Genomic DNA, 16,535 nt, shown 5'->3' with positions numbered 1-16,535 from the left:
TGACTTCCACCCTTTCATTTAAATGTCGCCCAATACCGAGTAAAACGTCGGTGAATCGAATCTCACTCAGTAAAAGGTCTGTGCACCAAGCACGTTTAATATTCTATATGAGTTATTAAATAAAATCAAGCTTCTTTTGCTGTCAAGCGAAATACCTTGACAAACTTTGATTTTTTTATTGCATTGTCGGAATTGCTCTTGTATAATTGTCTATGTTAAAGTTTAGTGATGACCGGTAACGGAATTCATAATTTTGGAGGTGAAATCATGCCAATCATCAAATCAGCGATCAAACGCGTAAAGACAAGCGAAAAAGCTAACAGTCGGAATTCTTCACAATTAAGCAAGATGCGGACTGCTGTTAAGAAATTTGAAAAAGCAGTTACTGCTGGTGCAGATAACATTGAAGAACTTTATCAAGCAGCTGTTTCTGCAGTTGATAAGGCAGCTTCAAAGGGCTTAATTAAGGCTAACAAAGCAGCTCGTGACAAGTCACGGATGGCAGCTCGTTTAAACAAATAATTTTATTAATTAATAAAATAAAAAAGCTGGATTAATTTCCAGCTTTTTTATTTTGATTAAATTTTAATAGAAACATTTGAAATAAAAGTTCCGGATCCTGAGATGTCGACTTCATTTTTTCCTCGTTTTCAAGTAATCCTAAGTATGCTTTTCTTAAATCCCCAAGCGAAAACCGCTTGATCTTTCTTAAAGCCAATTTTACCCGATACGGATGAACTTTTAACGTTCCTGCAATGTTTCCCTGAGCATATCCATGTTTGTGCAAGACCTTGACCTGAAGCAGTAACCGGAAGTTTCCCAAAAGAATTGCATTGATTTTTAACGGTTCTTCTTGTTGATCAAGTAATTCATGATACATTTTCAAAGCGGCTGCCCCGTTATGCTGCATTACCAGATCGATTAAGTCAAATACATTTTGTTCTAACGAAGCTGAAACAAGTTGCTCAACGTACTCAGCAGTAATCAAGCGTTCTTTTCCGGCAGCAATCATCAACTTTTGTAACTCATTGATTGCCATTTCAATTTTAGAACCTGTTTTTTCAAGTAATAATTGCATCGCCTGCGGTTCAATTTCGACCTTTTTCTGCTTTAATACGTGAGTTAATTCTGCTTGAACTTCTTTTTCAGTCATTAAGTGGTTATCAACCACGTTCCCATTTTGCTTTAAAAGTTTGACAATTTTCTTACGCTCATCAAGTTTCGGATAAGGAGCAATGATTACCAAGATTGTTGTTGGTTGCGGATTTTGAATATAATTCATCAACCCGTTCACATCATGCTCAAGCTTGCTTTTTTTATTTTCCCCCGTTAAAAAATACGGGTTAGTGATCATCACAAGCCGATATTCACCGAAAAATGGAACGGACATGGCATCATCTAATGCCGTACTTAACGGAACGGTCTCCATATCATATTGTCCAACATTAAATTCCCGTTCTTCATCTGGAATTAAGTCAAGATATGCTTTCCGAATACGTTGAATCTGGTATTGTTCTTCGCCAAGAATTACATTTACTGGATTCACTTTCCGTTCCTTTAAATTTGAAATTAATTCATTTACATTCACTTCGTTTACCTCTTTAGCCCCTCAGTTACGTTAATTTTTGAATCGCTGACCTCAACCTGAATCATTCCACTTTTAGCAGTATTTAAAAAGGGAATTGCCCGTTCATTAAACGTTTGGAGAGTTTCTTGGTTGGGATGATGATAGCGATTATTTCTTCCTGCTGAAATAATTGCCAACTTGGGCGCAATTTGATCAATAAACTGCGGGTTAGATGATGTTTTACTTCCATGATGTCCCGCCTTTAACACATCAACTCTTAAATCCGGATAGCGGTCAATTACCTTTAATTCGCCGGCTTGATCAAGATCGCCGGTAAATAAAAACCGATAATTTCCAATTTTCTGATACAAAACCATCGAATCCTGATTGGCTCCTTCTCCCTCTTCAAACGGGTGCAAAATTTTAAAATCTTTATTCGAAACCTGGTCAGTCACCGGAATGATCTTTTTTGACGGTTGATTTAACCGGTTCAATTTTTGCTGAAAAGATTCTAATTTTTCCATTCCAGCAGGAACATAAATCTTATTATACCTGATTTGCTTTCCAATACTTGCCATATATCCAATATGATCCGTATCCTGATGAGTTAAATACAGACCGTCGACCACTGTTAATCCTTTGCTTAAAAGGTAATTAGCAATGATTCGCTGGCCAGCAGTTGGACGGTTCGATGGTTGTTTTTTTCCATAATTCAATTTACCGCCAGTATCAATCAAAACCACCCGATGCTGAAATGCCTTTTGAATCAAGGTTGCATCCCCCTGACCGATATCAAAATAAATAACCTTCGACTTAAGCGGAAAGGAGATCCAAAGCCAGCTTCCCAGATAAAGCATTCCAATAATTGTCCATTTTGCAAACCGATGATGGTGATTTTCAATGAGAAACATCATCAGAATAATTAAAACTCCCACCGCCCCTGGAAGCTTTCCAAAAGCAATTGTCGCTGGAATTGCAGCTAAAAAAGCAAATCCTTGATTTACCAGTAATAAAAGCTGATTACAAATGTTCCTAATCCCCGGAACCAGACTTCCCAAAAGTGTAATTGGGAAAATCATTTTTTCAAAAATCCACCCAACGGCAAATGCGAGTCCTGAAGTTAAAATATTCCATTGATACGTGTTGTTTAAAATCAACGGGATACTAAAATTATTCAGTTTGAAATTCATTTCAAATGCAGACTTGCTACTTGCAAGTAAAAGGATAAACGTCATCAAATAACTCAATAACGCCCCAAGTGAAAAGAACATTAAGGGGAATCTGAATAAACTCACGATCAACACAATACTCCAACATTCAATTCCGCTTAGTCCCCTTTTCAATATAAACCGGGATAAAATTGCAAGCCACGCCATCCAAATTGCGCGTGAAAGGCTTAAACTTCCACCGCCAATGATCAAATAAAATGGAAATCCAACTAGCAAAATCAAATCAATTCCTTCGATTGGAATTTTAAAAAATGTTCCAATCATCATTAAATACTTGCGAATAAAAAAGACATGCATTCCCGAAAGGCAAAATAGATAAAGTAATCCCAGTTTTCGAATTTGCTCAATCGTAACCTGAAAATCATCATCAATAACTCCTAAAATTAACGCTTTCGCATAATCCTTTAACGCGGATGGTAACCGATTAAGATTCTGAAGCATCCACATTCGAACCTGATGACCAAAATCATTTCCGAGATTCGAATGACTGGAATCAATCCGGTTAATTTTAGCAATTTGAACGATTTGATTAATATTCCGGCTTTGAAGAAAGCGCCGGTAATCAAATTGATTTTCATTAGGCGGCTGATCTGGAGGTTTCACATCGGCATCAACGTTAAATAATAAACACCCTTTTTGGCGATTTAACATTTCGCGTTCCCGGTCATTCTTAAAAAAATAAGTTACCTTAACATGTTTATTTTGAGTCCGGTCAATCGCCTCAAACGAAACCATCTCATCAGAAATCTTTAACTGATCAGCATATGTCTGATAAACATGATTTTCAACCCGATAATTTTCAAAATGCCGGGTCAGGTTGCGAATTGTAGGAATCATCAACAGGCTCCACAGACCTCCAAAAATTATCCCGCCAATAATCAACGACCGCCATCGCGTTATCCCAATTCGAATAACCACAAGAACCAACAGCAAACATGCCAGCCAACTTTTGGAAACAATCCAGTAGTTAAGCGCAAGCGCTTCAAGGGCATAAAATAATAAAAAATACTTTCGAAAAATTATTCCGCGTTTTCGTCAGCAACTTGAACAACTGATTCGAGATATTTAGAATTAATTTTTACCTGTTCAACCTCGATATTTTTCTTTTTAAGTAATGAAACGGCATATGGATCGTTATGATAATTTCTTAAATAGTGAATTTTCTTGATTCCTGCTTGCAAAAGACTCTTTGTACATCGCAAACATGGGAAATCCGTCACGTAGATTTCTGCCCCGCTTGTCGGAATTCCAAATTTCGCACATTGCAAAATCGCATTCATCTCAGCATGAATCGTGCGTAAACAATGGCCGTCAACTAAATAACAACCTTCGTCAATACAGTGCACATCCCCAGAAACTGACCCATTATAACCGCCAGCAATAATCCGGTCATCACGCACCAAAATTGCTCCCACTGAAAGTCGTTTACATGTTCCGCGCATTGACAGTAAAATAGCCTGACACATAAAGTACTGATTCCAAGGAATCCGTTGATTTTTCATAAAAACACCTCCGTTGATATTAATTATTATATACCAAGAAATTTATACACAAATTTGTTCAGCCAAAGTTGCCAAACTTTTTTCACCAAAGCCGTTTACGTTTTTTAATTCCTCAACCGATTTAAACTGTCCATGCTGTTGCCGGTATTCAAGAATTTTCTGAGCCTTCTTCTCGCCAACGCCGGTTAATCCTTTCAGTTGTTCAAGAGTTGCTGTATTTAAATTAACCTTTCCATTCGAATTTGATTCAGTGGCTGTTGGACTTGGCGTTGTTCCGGGATTCATGGTCGAAGTCGAATTGACAATTGGAATTTTTTCGCCCTTTCGCGGGATATAAATTACCATCTGATCAGTAATTTTTTGTGCAAGGTTGACTTGATTAGGATCGGCTTCCGGCGTATAACCGCCTGCCTTTTGAACCGCGTCCCCGACCCGCTGCTGAGTTGCCATTTGATACGCTCCGGGATGATGAACAGCCCCTTTAATATCAACATAAACATCTCCAGTTGAAGTGGCGAGGGGCTTCATTTCTCCAGCCTGACTCTTTTTTGAACCTTGGCTGATTGACGTTGGCCGAATATCAGTCATCGATTGCTGCTCATTCGACCGCCCGCCGATGCCCGGTAAAAATAAAACAGCCAGAATTCCAACCACTAATCCACCAATAATTATCTGAACCCGGTACTTTTCCCAGAATTCTTGAAGAGACTCAATCAACATTTTATTTCCTCCTTGAAGCTTGCCTATTATTAGCTACGAAAAAAGAAAGGCGATTTGATAAAATCAAATCGTCTTTCTTCAACTTCTTTATTTTGTTTTTTCCAAATATTCAAGTGCTTGATTAAAGGTCCGGACCGGAACGATCTTCATCTTTGTATGAATCTTCTTTGCAGCTTTTTTCGCTTCTTGATAATTGGTTTGTAAATCAGGGTAAGCTTTTCTGATCACCGGTGGAATCGGATTATCCGGAACAAAGAAAATCGATGCCCCTGCACGTGATGCGGCAACCACCTTTTTATCAGCGCCGCCAATATCACCGACTTGTCCCTGAGCGTTAATCGTTCCTGTTCCCGCAACCTTCCGTCCATGAAGAAGGTTTTGATGGGTCAAATCATCATAAATTTGCAACGACATCATTAACCCTGCCGACGGACCTTCAATTCCATCCATGTTAGCTTGAACCTTGATCGGCGTTTTAACTTCCGTTCGATCTGCAAGGGTGATTCCAATCCCATACTGTTGCGTGTCACCCAATCGCTTCGTAATTCCCGTCAACGTTTTATGCTTTGATCCGCTTAAAACCCCAATCTTGATTTTTGAACCACGAGGCAAACCTTTGATGTAGTTAATATACGCTTGCGAATCGCCAAAATGCTTTCCATTCACAGATTCAACGGTATCCCCAACGTGTAATTTACCCTTGAAACTCGAATTGGGCATTACTGACATAACATATAAGCCTAAATACTTACGTTCAACTTTTTTATGTGCTGCCTTAAAAGCAACATACTTTGCTTCATTGATTGCATCTTGCATGTAGTATTGTTGAACAGTCTGATAATCCTTTTCGTTTGACCCTTGATACAGGTCAGCCGCGCTGTCACGATCAGCAAATGGGTTCAAAAAACTCATCGCATATGATAACGGCGTTGCGTGCATTTCACGAATATAAACCAGCATCAACGTCCCATCTTGGTTAGCAGTCTTTTTCGTTTGATTGTCAACTTGAATATATTGTGAAATATTCTGGGCTGACCCAGGAACTTCAATATAATACGGAATCGGCAAAAAGACGGCTAACACGAGGATCACCGCCAAAATTATCGTAATAATTAGCTTTTTACTTTTCTTTTTCATTGAACTTTACCTCGAGCATTGCCTGCGCTTTTGCTGGCAAAAATTTAGCTGTATCTCCATGGAACCGGCCGATTTCCTTAACGATCGAGGATGAAATCGATGCAACTTCCGGAGAGGTTGGCAACAAGAACGTTTCGATCCTCGAATCTAATTCCCGGTTCATTGTTGCAATTTGCTGTTCAAATTGAAAGTCGTCAACGTTGCGAACTCCCCGTAAAATAACATTTATACCTAATTTAGCAGCCGTCTTGACGGTTAGTTCGTCCGCCATTGCAATTACCTTCACATTTGAATATGGACGAACAGCATCCGTTACCATCGTCATTTTCTCCTCAGTTGAAAATAACGCATGCTTACTGGAATTCGTCATGATTGCTACGACTAATTCATCAAACATCCGACTTCCGCGTGCAATCACATCCAAGTGACCATTTGTAATTGGGTCAAAGCTTCCTGGAAACATCGCTTTCATTTTAATCACCTACATAATGATAAATTGTGAGCACCGTGATCCCATACGTCACGGTTTTTAAAAATTCAAACCCGTCAATTTTTTGAGGAAGCCCTGCATTTTGATCAGTCTCGCACATGATCGTTGCATTGGGGTTTAATAATCCCAACGTTTTCATTTTCAGTAAATCATCAACGATTTTTTGCTGCTTATATGGCGGATCAAGAAATACCAAATCAAATTTAATTTGCTTTTCAGCCAGCTTCGTCAGCGCTTTGCGGGCATCAGTTTTAAAAATTTGAAATTGATCTTCCGCTTTTGTAACCGCCACGTTTTCCTTAATTGTTTTAATTGCTTGATATTGCCGATCAATCAAATAAGCTTGACCTGCTCCCCGCGAAACGGCTTCAATGCTTAAACCTCCACTTCCAGCAAATAAATCAAGGACATTGCCGCCATCAAAGTACGGGCCGATAATATTAAACATTGATTCCTTAACCTTATCCGTTGTTGGACGGGTCTTCATTCCCGGAACCGCCTTTAATCTTCGGCCCCCAAACTTTCCTGCAATAATTCTCATTTGGCTTCACTCTTCATTTTCTTAAATTTCTCACGATCTTCTTCAGTCATCTCATAATGTTGCCCGTCTTCTGAGCCGGAATATTCAACCCGGAGAAATGGCCGGACTGAAGGTTCAACGTGTTTAACAAATTTTAATTTTTTTAAACGTTCAATGTTACCTTCCACATCAGCTTGATCCATGTAAAGGACAACGTATTTCATTTTCTTTGAAATATATTGAATTTGACCAAACTTGCGTAATTGTCTGCTGTTTCGTAACCGATACAGATAAACGATCACACCCTGACGTGGATTTTCTTCAAATTCTGTCATCTCAATTCACTCTATTTCTTGTAATATTCAAACGGATCAATTTCAGTATGCCGTTTCTGATTAGCTGAAATATTCATTACCATTCCAAGGGCCGCCGAAAGGACCAGCATACTTGATCCCCCGTATGAAACAAACGGGAACGTAACCCCAGTGATTGGCAAAAGACCGATTACCGCCCCAATGTTAAAGAAAGATTCAACGAACATAAACGTCCCCACACCAAAACAGAAAAGCCGGTTATATAAATTATTCGACCGAATTCCGATCAAGTAAACCCGTAAAATAATGAATAGTAAGAGGATGACCAGTACGGCTGCCCCAATAAATCCAAGCTCTTCCGTTGTAACTGACAAAATAAAGTCAGTATACGGTTCAGGCAAATATCCCCGTTTTTCAATACTGTTTCCAAGACCCAGGCCAAAGAAGCCCCCATTACTAATTGCATAGTATGAGTTGACTAACTGCCGTCCAACACTGGCTGAGTATTTAAACGGATGATAAAACGCCGTAAACCGTTGAATCTGATAAAAGTGCGAGCTTAAATCTTGAATGAACTTAAATCGTGGAACCTGTAACATAATAACAAACAGAATAATCAATCCGATCAGAAACGTTTGATTATTGATTCGATTCCACTTACTTGTTTCCGGATCCCGGTAAGTAAGGTACATGATCATGATAATTGCGAAGTTGATCATGAATCCCCCAACATCAGGTTCCCAAATAATCAATCCCAAAATTATTGCAAGTGCAACATATGGTCCATTTCCATGACCTAGTCCGCGTTCACGCCGATCAGCCCAATTTGAAAAGGTATAGGCACAGAAAAGAATATTGAACAACTTAGCAAATTCAGACGGTTGAATACTGATTGGTCCAAGTTGGATCCATCCATTTGCCCCGTTAATTGCGTTTGTAAAGAACTTTGCAACAAAAAGGGCCACTGCCATAATAACGAAACCGACCATTAAAAATTTTGAATTGACCCACCATTTGGTTTTAAAATGGGCCAGCAAGAACATTAAAATCATTCCGATAACAACATAGATTGCTTGCTTGATCATATACGATGCTGAGTTTAACCCAACGTATGATAAATTGATCGAACTTGCCGAATAAACCATCACAATTCCAATAACACACAGAATTGCATATGGAATAAACAGCATCCAATCAAAATATTTCAATTTCTCTCTAATCTTTTTCATATCTTTATTAGGTCCAGAAGTGATTAACAACCTAATGCTTAACCACCCTTCTAAATATTTTGAAACATTCTGTAAAATTATACCATAAAATGATTCGCAATAAATTTACAAAACGCTAACTAAAAAAGAGCCACCGCAGCGACCCTTTTTTCCATTAATTATTATTGTTTAGCACGCTTATCACGTTTAGCTGCTTTTTCACGGGCATTTGTATTTAAGATCCGCTTCCGCAACCGTAAGTGATTTGGTGTAACTTCGAGCAATTCGTCTTCGTTTAAGAATTCCATACTTTCTTCCAATGTAAGGTGTTCTGGAGTCTTAATCGTTGCTGTTTGGTCCTTTGCAGCTGCCCGAACGTTAGTTAAGTTCTTTCCTTTTGTAACGTTTACTGAAATGTCACGTTCACGGGATGACTTTCCAACGATCATTCCTTCGTAAACTTCTGTTCCTGGATCAACGAAGATCGTTCCCCGACCTTCAACCCCCATGATAGCATACGTTGTTGCCTTGCCTTGGTTGATTGATACCAAAGCACCATTCCGGCGTCCAGGTTCCCAGTTCCGAATAACTGGTTTGTATTCATCGAATGTGTGGTTCAAAATTCCGTATCCACGTGTCATTGATAAGAATTGTGAATCGTAACCGATCAATCCCCGGGTTGGAACTGAGAATTCCAACCGTGTTTGACCATTGCCGTTTGGTTCCATGTTCTTCATTTCACCTTTGCGTTGTGCCAATGAGTCAATGATTGAACCAGTGTATTCATCAGGTGTATCAATTGTAACTGCTTCAAACGGTTCTGAGAGCTTGCCGTCAATTTCACGGTAAATAACCTTTGGCCGTGAAACAGCTAATTCAAAGCCTTCACGCCGTAACTCTTCAATCAAAATTGAAAGGTGCAATTCACCACGTCCAGAAACGGTCCATGCATCTGGTGAATCAGTATCTTCAACCTTCAATGAAACGTCAGTGTGAAGTTGCTTTCTTAAGCGGTCTTCAATCTTCCGGGCAGTAACCTTATCGCCGTCCTTACCAACAAATGGTGAATCACTTTGCATGAATGTCATCTGCAATGTTGGTGGGTCGATCCGTAACAATGGTAATGCTTCAGGATGATCAACCGGACATACAGTTTCCCCAACGTTGATTTCTTCCATTCCTGAAACGGCAATTAAGTCGCCGGCCTTGGCTTCTTGAATTTCAACTTGGTTAAGACCCATGAACCCGAATAATTTCGTAACCCGGAAGTTTTGTTGTGAACCGTCAAGTTTCATAACCGTAACTTGGTCGCCAACTTTGATCTTTCCACGGAATACACGTCCAATTCCGATCCGGCCAACGAAGTCATTATAATCAAGCATTGCAACTTGGAATTGTAATGGTTCGTCAGAGTTATCAATTGGAGCAGGAATCGTATCTAAAATTGTCTTAAAGATTGGATCCATTGTGTGTTCTTGAGTTGATGGATCTGGATCCATTGAAGTTGTTCCGTTAACCGCTGATGCATAAATTACAGGGAAATCAAGTTGATCTTCATCAGCACCAAGTTCGATAAACAAATCAAGAACTTCGTCAACAACTTCTTCTGGACGTGCCCCTTGGCGGTCAATCTTGTTAATAACAACGATTGGTGTCAAGTGTTGTTCTAATGCCTTCTTCAAAACAAAACGCGTTTGGGGCATTGTTCCTTCAAAAGCATCAACGACCAAAAGAACCCCGTCAACCATTTTCATGATTCGTTCAACTTCGCCACCAAAATCGGCGTGTCCTGGGGTATCAAGGATATTAATTTGTTTATCGCCATATTTAACGGCTGTGTTCTTTGAAAGGATCGTAATTCCACGTTCCTTTTCAATATCATTTGAGTCCATTGCACGATCGCTAATTTCAGTGTGTGAATCAAGCGTATCAGATTGTTTTAACATTTCGTTAACTAACGTTGTTTTACCGTGGTCAACGTGCGCAATAATAGCAACATTGCGGATGTCTTCGCGTCTTTTCAATGTTTATCTTCCCTTCATTTTCTTTTTTTCGACCCTAAAAGTGCATTTTCATTCTTTTTGAAAATCATCTGCTGATTTTCAAGCAGTGTCATAAAAAAACTGTGACCACCGCCACAGTTAATATTAGGCATTGATAATTTGATTAATTTTCTCGTTTGCGCTTCTTGTCGATACTAATACAACTTTTGATGATAGCACATCAATATCCGTTCCGTCAATCGCCTGAACAACTAAACCAAGTTCTTCGGCAAGAATCTTCCCGGCCGCATAATCCCAGGCATGCAACCGTGAAACATACCCTAATGTTTTACCCGTTAAAACGTTGATAAATTCAATTCCCGCACTGCCATACATGCGAACTCCGGAAGCCTCACGCGCAATTTCCTGAAAATGATATTCATCATTTAAAATCATCGGTAAGCCTGCTCCTAAAAGACCGTCACGCAGCGTTAAATCTTGCGGCGCCTTTAACCGTTTAAAGTTACAGTAAACGCCGATCGATTTTCCGCCCCAATAAAGTTTATTATTCCGAATATCTAAAATGTAGCCCAAAATCGGTTGATGATTTTGATAAACCGCAATCATGCTAGCAAAGTTATCCTGTTGTTTAACAAAGTTCATCGTACCATCGATCGGGTCGATCACGAAAAAGAGCCCGTCAGCATCTTGCAAGGCATCCTTTTCGCTTTCCTCACCCATGATTTTCGCATCCGGAAAGCTTTCATGAATGTGATCAATATAAAACTTTTCGATTTTTTTATCCATATTGGTTACCAAGTCATTCCGGTTTGATTTCGTGTTGATATCCAATTTTGTATCAAAACTTGCAAGAATCATCTCGCGTGCTTCAAACATCCACCGTTTAATTTTTTCGTCAATTACTTGCCATTCCATTATTTTTCCACCTTTACATGCTCTTTAGATGAATTACTTACCGTTTTAATTGCTTGATAAATACTGTATCCTGATAATTCCTTGAATTTACGGTCAAGTTGCTTTTGAGCTGCAATCGATGGTTCAATTGCCTTAAACTTCCGCACCATTTTCATGAATTCGTCCTTGGCAACGCCCGTCGTATAAGCATCTTCAACCTGAGCATAAAACTCAACCATTGTAATGATCTCATCCTTAGACCATTCCGGCATCAACGGATACTCATAGTTTTCTTTCATGTCCACCAATCACCCTTTTTAGATTTAAGATATAACTCTAAAATCATTATACTTTGTGGTATGATTAATGGTAAAGCATTAATCGTAATAAGGAGGAAATTTACATGATTACAATGGATAACATTATCCGTGAAGGTCATCCAACACTGCGCAAGCGGGCTGAAAATTTAACCTTCCCCTTATCAGAAGAAGATCAAAAACTTGCCCATGATTTAATGGAATTTCTTGAAAATAGTCAAGATGAAAAAATTGCTGAAAAGTATCATTTACGCGCAGGTGTCGGATTAGCCGCCCCGCAAGTTAACCGTTCAATTCGAATGACAGCGGTCCTTGTTCCGGGAGCTGAAGGTGAAGAACCGATTTTTAAACATGTTCTCGTTAACCCAACGATCGTCAGTGAATCAGTTCAAAAAGCTGCGTTAGCAGAAGGTGAAGGTTGTCTTTCAGTTGACCGCGATGTTCCAGGGTATGTGCCGCGGGCTGATCGAATCAAACTTCGCTGGTTTGATCTTGACGGGAATGAACATGTTCAACGATTAAAAGATTATCCTGCAATCGTTGTTCAACATGAAATTGATCACTTAAATGGAATTTTATTCTTTGACCATATTAATAAAGATAATCCATTCAGTGCCCCTGAAGGAACTTTAATTTTAGAATAATTGATGAAACAAAGAAGAGGTTGTGACACAGGTCACAACCTCTTTCCTATATCTGCATAATCGGGTTCCAAAACAAACGAGCTATGTGGTGACGCGAAGCTAATTCGAAAACCTCCGAATCTATGCTGGCGCGATTCGTTCGCTTTTCTGCTTCCACCACGCTCGTTTTTAACGTTTTGTCACACCTTCTCTTTTTAATTTGTTCGATCTGATTTAGCAACGTCTTCAACATACGACCACGTTTCAGCATTCGTAATGTGCGAAACATCGATGTGTAAGACCCCTGCAAAAATCCAAATATCCGATACAACAAATACTGGATGCTCTTTATACGCAGCAAGATGTTTTTCATTTGCGTACGCTTGCAATTTTTCGGTTAATTCGTTCTTAATTTTAGTAAGATCCTGAGTTTCAATTTGGGGAATTTCAATTGAATATTCAAACGCCGTTACCTTACTTCCCCAGATATTTGAAACAAATTCCGAATGCAGCTTGATCGGCTTTTCAAACCTAATTAACGAAATTTGCTGAATTGCCGCTGTAAAAGCTTCATCCGTAATCTTCTGACTTTCTTTTTGAACTAAAAGCAAGGCCTTCTTTTTCTTTTGATTTTTCCATACTAAAATTGTGACCCCAGCAACCAAAATAACCATGATTATCAAAATCCACTTTAGCATTTTAATCACCTACCGTCTTCATTATAAAACACGTTGCTTTGATTCACTAAATTGTAACATTTATTTCTGAATTGATTTGCTTTCTATACTTAATTTCTTCAATATGCTAAAATAGAAATAATTATTGTGTAAGCAATCCTTGTTCGGTAATTTCAAAACAATACATTATTAAAGGAGATTTTAGTATGATTTTTAAAGTATATTATCAACCAACCAAACGGATCAATCCGCGGCGTGAAAACACCGAAACTTTATATCTTGAAGCCAAGTCAGAAGTTGAAGCCCGGTTACTCGTTGAAGAAAACACAGAATACAACGTTGAATTTATCGAAGGCCTCGATGACAAGACTTTAGAATATGAAAAGCAAAGCGAGAACTTTAAGTTAACGGAGTTTTAGCCTATGAAACAGCTTAAAGTAAAAAATAATGAGACGGCTGTATTTGCAATCGGCGGTCTGGGCGAAATTGGGAAGAACATGTACGGGGTCCAATTTCAAGATGAAATCATCGTGATCGATGCGGGAATTAAGTTCCCTGAAGATGATTTACTTGGGATCGACTACGTCATTCCGAATTTCCAATACCTCGTCGCTAATAAACAGAAAGTTAAAGCCCTTGTAATTACTCACGGTCACGAAGACCACATTGGGGGAATTCCATATTTACTTAAGGAAATCAATGTTCCAATTTATGCGGGACCCCTTCCCCTTGCATTGATCAAGAGCAAGCTTGAAGAACATGGATTACTTCGGACAGCCGAGTTACATGAAATCAATGAAGACACCGTTCTCAAATTCAGAAAAACAAGTGTTTCATTTTTCAGAACGACCCACTCGATTCCGGATACCTTAGGGGTTGCGGTTAAAACCCCATCCGGCACGATCGTTGAAACTGGAGACTATAAGTTTGATCTGACACCAATCACCCACCAGCCGCCGAACTTGCAAAAGATGGCTAAATTAGGTTCAGATGGTGTTTTGTGTCTCCTTTCAGATAGTACAAATGCTGAAATTCCAAACTTCACGAAATCTGAAAAATGGGTCGGCCATTCAATTCGGCACATTTTTGAAAAGGTTGATGGCCGGATTATCTTTGCTACCTTTGCTTCAAACATTTCACGGATTCAGCAAGCAGCGGATGCCGCCATCAAACGCGGACGGAAGATTGCTGTCTTCGGAAGAAGTATGGAAGCTGCGATCGTAAACGGACGTGAATTAGGATACCTTGACATTCCAGAAGATGCGATCGTCGATGCGCGGGATATTAATAACCTTCCTGCAAATCAAGTCATGATTTTATGTACGGGATCACAAGGTGAACCGATGGCAGCGTTAAGTCGAATTGCAAATGGAACCCACCGTCAGGTATCAATTCAACCTGGTGATACGGTCGTCTTCTCAAGTTCACCAATTCCAGGAAACACAACCAGTGTTAACCGGGTAATCAATGAACTTGAAGAAGCCGGCGCCAATGTAATTCATGGAAAGGTCAACAACATTCACGCTTCAGGTCACGGTGGCCAAGAAGAACAGAAATTAATGTTACGGCTGATCAAGCCAAAATTCTTCATGCCGATTCACGGTGAATACCGGATGTTAAAGATCCATACTGAATTAGCTGAAGAATGTGATATTCCGCAAGACCGTTCGTTTATCCTGGAAAACGGTGACGTTTTGGCATTAACAGCAGATTCTGCGCGGGTTGCTGGTCACTTTAATGCAAGTGATGTTTACGTTGACGGTTCCGGAATCGGCGATATCGGCAACATTGTCTTACGTGATCGACGGGCCCTTTCAGAAGAAGGATTAGTTGTCGTTGTCGCAACGATCGATATGAAGAAACATAAAATCATCGCCGGACCTGATTTTCTTTCACGGGGATTTATCTACATGCGTGAATCTGGAGAATTGATCAGTAAAGGCAAACGGCGAATTGCTCGAACAATCAACCGGGTTCTTAAAAACAATAAAAAAATCACCGAAGCAATGATCAAAGATGCCATTATTTCTGATTTGCAATTGTTCCTTTATGAACAAACAGAACGGCATCCAATGATTTTACCAATGCTTGTAACAATTTAAGATGTAAAAGAGGTTGTGACATAAGTCACAACCTCTTTGCTATATCCGCATAATCGGGTTCCAAAACAAACGAGCTGAGTGGAAGAACGCAAACCTCCGAATCTATGCTTGCGCGATTCGTTCGTTTTTCTACTTCCACCACGCTCGTTTTTAACGTTTTGTCACACCTTCTTTTATTGATTTGACTAAATAATTTGGCTTGTAATTTTTTTGTAACATGAGATAATTATTCTAGATAAGATCAATAAGGGAGCGGAAAAAATGAAATCATTTTACGTGATTGCAAATCCACACGCGAATTTAGGCAAATCCCAAAAAGACTGGAAACAAATTCAAAAATATCTAGATGAACATGCCGTGGATTACCGCGCAACCGAAACAAGCGTTGCCGGCGACGCTCAAGCCAATATTCAAACTTTCCTTAAAAATCTTGATTACGCCGACTATGAAAAATACGTTGTCCTCGTAATTGGTGGCAATGGAACCTTAAATGAAGTATTAACGGGAATTAAAGAAGCCGACGTCCATGATTTACCGCTTGCTTTTATCTGCACCAGCAGTCATCATCAATTTGCTGATCAGCTTGGGATTGCGCCCAATCCCCTTGTTGCCCTTAAACAAATTTTAAATGCAACCGAAGCGGTTCAATATTCATTAATTCAGTACTATGAATCCAATCATGAAGAAACCGGTTATTTTTTAGATAACTATTCGATTGGAATGGCAGCTAATCTTGCCAATCTTCGGTCCCGCGAACATCACCACTGGTTGCGAACGCACTGTCGGTGGCTTGCAAACGTCATTGATATTTGCAAAGCATATTACAATAGTGCCGATGCTTTTAGCGCAACCTTGCGAATCGGCCATAAGTATAAATTTTACAAACGCGCATTTATCGTTAACCTTCAAAATCGAACACAAGAAAGTGACTTTTCAAACAATGATCAACCAATTGAAGTCACCATTGTTGATCGGGTCAACATTTTCTTATTTTTGATTTTTGTTGCGACCCGAAAATTCGGTGACCCGACTAAATTGCCATTTGTTCATCATTGGCGGACTGATAATCTTCACATTACCGTTAACTCGCTTGAACAGACTCAAGTCGATTGCCGTGAATTGGGTGGTAAATATAACGATCTTTATTTAAAACTGATCAGTTATCCGTTTTGGATCAATGCTGACAGTGTTTCGTTGGAGGAACGCCGGCAAAAATAAACCGAGTAACAATG

General features: G+C 39.4%; 18 protein-coding genes. 5 read left to right on the top strand and 13 right to left on the bottom strand.

The annotated features are described in order from the left end of the window. Nucleotides 1-267: 267 nt before the first annotated feature. Nucleotides 268-522: a 30S ribosomal protein S20 gene (rpsT, locus tag Q3C15_RS03975; RefSeq protein ID WP_057906889.1), complete on the top strand. Its 255-nt coding sequence runs from the start codon at nucleotides 268-270 to the stop codon at nucleotides 520-522. A 31-nt stretch (nucleotides 523-553) separates the two neighbouring features. On the opposite strand, the gene holA is transcribed toward rpsT, so the two are convergent. The 12 genes from holA to Q3C15_RS03915 all read right to left on the bottom strand — a co-directional run bounded on the left by holA (nucleotide 554) and on the right by Q3C15_RS03915 (nucleotide 11,883). Continuing rightward, entirely contained in the window at nucleotides 554-1,588 is a 1,035-nt protein-coding gene (holA, locus tag Q3C15_RS03970) for a DNA polymerase III subunit delta (RefSeq protein WP_278851667.1), read from the bottom strand. Nucleotides 1,589-1,593: 5 nt separating this feature from the next. Beyond that, nucleotides 1,594-3,756 carry a ComEC/Rec2 family competence protein gene (locus tag Q3C15_RS03965; protein WP_302704345.1) on the bottom strand — a complete coding sequence of 721 codons (2,163 nt, stop codon included), beginning with the start codon at nucleotides 3,754-3,756 and terminating at the stop codon, nucleotides 1,594-1,596. Between the two features lie 59 nt (nucleotides 3,757-3,815). Then, a complete protein-coding gene (locus Q3C15_RS03960) occupies nucleotides 3,816-4,298 on the bottom strand; it encodes a ComE operon protein 2 (protein WP_302704290.1) in 483 nt (160 codons plus the stop codon). A gap of 42 nt (nucleotides 4,299-4,340) precedes the next feature. Beyond that, a complete protein-coding gene (locus Q3C15_RS03955) occupies nucleotides 4,341-5,018 on the bottom strand; it encodes a helix-hairpin-helix domain-containing protein (protein WP_302704289.1) in 678 nt (225 codons plus the stop codon). A gap of 87 nt (nucleotides 5,019-5,105) precedes the next feature. Next, the gene (locus Q3C15_RS03950; RefSeq protein WP_302704286.1) at nucleotides 5,106-6,155 is read right to left on the bottom strand and encodes a SepM family pheromone-processing serine protease; all 1,050 of its coding nucleotides are present in this window, start codon (nucleotides 6,153-6,155) and stop codon (nucleotides 5,106-5,108) included. Continuing rightward, nucleotides 6,139-6,627: a pantetheine-phosphate adenylyltransferase gene (gene coaD, locus Q3C15_RS03945; protein WP_346781142.1), complete on the bottom strand. Its 489-nt coding sequence runs from the start codon at nucleotides 6,625-6,627 to the stop codon at nucleotides 6,139-6,141. Before coaD ends, Q3C15_RS03950 begins: the two co-directional genes overlap by 17 nt. A 1-nt stretch (nucleotide 6,628) precedes the next feature. Continuing rightward, nucleotides 6,629-7,186, bottom strand: a complete 558-nt coding sequence (rsmD, locus tag Q3C15_RS03940; protein ID WP_204778678.1) for a 16S rRNA (guanine(966)-N(2))-methyltransferase RsmD — start codon at nucleotides 7,184-7,186, stop codon at nucleotides 6,629-6,631. Further along, on the bottom strand, nucleotides 7,183-7,500 hold the full coding sequence (locus Q3C15_RS03935) for a YlbG family protein (protein ID WP_064213030.1): 318 nt from the start codon (nucleotides 7,498-7,500) through the stop codon (nucleotides 7,183-7,185). The genes rsmD and Q3C15_RS03935 overlap by 4 nt, the downstream gene beginning before the upstream one ends. 11 nt (nucleotides 7,501-7,511) lie before the next feature. Further along, on the bottom strand, nucleotides 7,512-8,708 hold the full coding sequence (locus Q3C15_RS03930) for an FtsW/RodA/SpoVE family cell cycle protein (protein WP_204778677.1): 1,197 nt from the start codon (nucleotides 8,706-8,708) through the stop codon (nucleotides 7,512-7,514). A gap of 161 nt (nucleotides 8,709-8,869) precedes the next feature. Then, entirely contained in the window at nucleotides 8,870-10,711 is a 1,842-nt protein-coding gene (gene typA, locus Q3C15_RS03925) for a translational GTPase TypA (protein WP_064208150.1), read from the bottom strand. A 123-nt stretch (nucleotides 10,712-10,834) separates the two neighbouring features. Continuing rightward, nucleotides 10,835-11,608 carry an inositol monophosphatase family protein gene (locus Q3C15_RS03920; RefSeq protein WP_283577123.1) on the bottom strand — a complete coding sequence of 258 codons (774 nt, stop codon included), beginning with the start codon at nucleotides 11,606-11,608 and terminating at the stop codon, nucleotides 10,835-10,837. Next, on the bottom strand, nucleotides 11,605-11,883 hold the full coding sequence (locus Q3C15_RS03915) for a UPF0223 family protein (protein WP_064208186.1): 279 nt from the start codon (nucleotides 11,881-11,883) through the stop codon (nucleotides 11,605-11,607). Before Q3C15_RS03915 ends, Q3C15_RS03920 begins: the two co-directional genes overlap by 4 nt. Before the next feature lie 104 nt (nucleotides 11,884-11,987). Here Q3C15_RS03915 and def point away from each other — a divergent pair, with 104 nt between their 5' ends. After that, nucleotides 11,988-12,545, top strand: coding sequence for a peptide deformylase (gene def, locus Q3C15_RS03910; protein WP_289554539.1), 558 nt, complete (start codon nucleotides 11,988-11,990; stop codon nucleotides 12,543-12,545). Between the two features lie 194 nt (nucleotides 12,546-12,739). Here def and Q3C15_RS03905 read toward each other — a convergent pair whose 3' ends face one another. Then, nucleotides 12,740-13,222, bottom strand: coding sequence for a hypothetical protein (locus Q3C15_RS03905; RefSeq protein ID WP_283577043.1), 483 nt, complete (start codon nucleotides 13,220-13,222; stop codon nucleotides 12,740-12,742). A gap of 185 nt (nucleotides 13,223-13,407) precedes the next feature. Here Q3C15_RS03905 and Q3C15_RS03900 point away from each other — a divergent pair, with 185 nt between their 5' ends. The 3 genes from Q3C15_RS03900 to Q3C15_RS03890 all read left to right on the top strand — a co-directional run bounded on the left by Q3C15_RS03900 (nucleotide 13,408) and on the right by Q3C15_RS03890 (nucleotide 16,521). After that, the gene (locus Q3C15_RS03900) at nucleotides 13,408-13,620 is read left to right on the top strand and encodes a DNA-directed RNA polymerase subunit epsilon (protein WP_057827743.1); all 213 of its coding nucleotides are present in this window, start codon (nucleotides 13,408-13,410) and stop codon (nucleotides 13,618-13,620) included. A gap of 3 nt (nucleotides 13,621-13,623) precedes the next feature. Beyond that, the gene (locus Q3C15_RS03895; protein ID WP_064208148.1) at nucleotides 13,624-15,303 is read left to right on the top strand and encodes a ribonuclease J; all 1,680 of its coding nucleotides are present in this window, start codon (nucleotides 13,624-13,626) and stop codon (nucleotides 15,301-15,303) included. A gap of 261 nt (nucleotides 15,304-15,564) precedes the next feature. Then, nucleotides 15,565-16,521: a diacylglycerol kinase family protein gene (locus tag Q3C15_RS03890; RefSeq protein WP_302704244.1), complete on the top strand. Its 957-nt coding sequence runs from the start codon at nucleotides 15,565-15,567 to the stop codon at nucleotides 16,519-16,521. Nucleotides 16,522-16,535: the final 14 nt, after the last annotated feature.

This window comes from Ligilactobacillus sp. 110_WCHN, assembly GCF_030518115.1.
Lineage (GTDB): Bacteria > Bacillota > Bacilli > Lactobacillales > Lactobacillaceae > Ligilactobacillus > Ligilactobacillus aviarius_C.
Note: the sequence above shows the minus strand (reverse complement) of the source record. Positions and strands in the feature narration are given on the sequence as shown.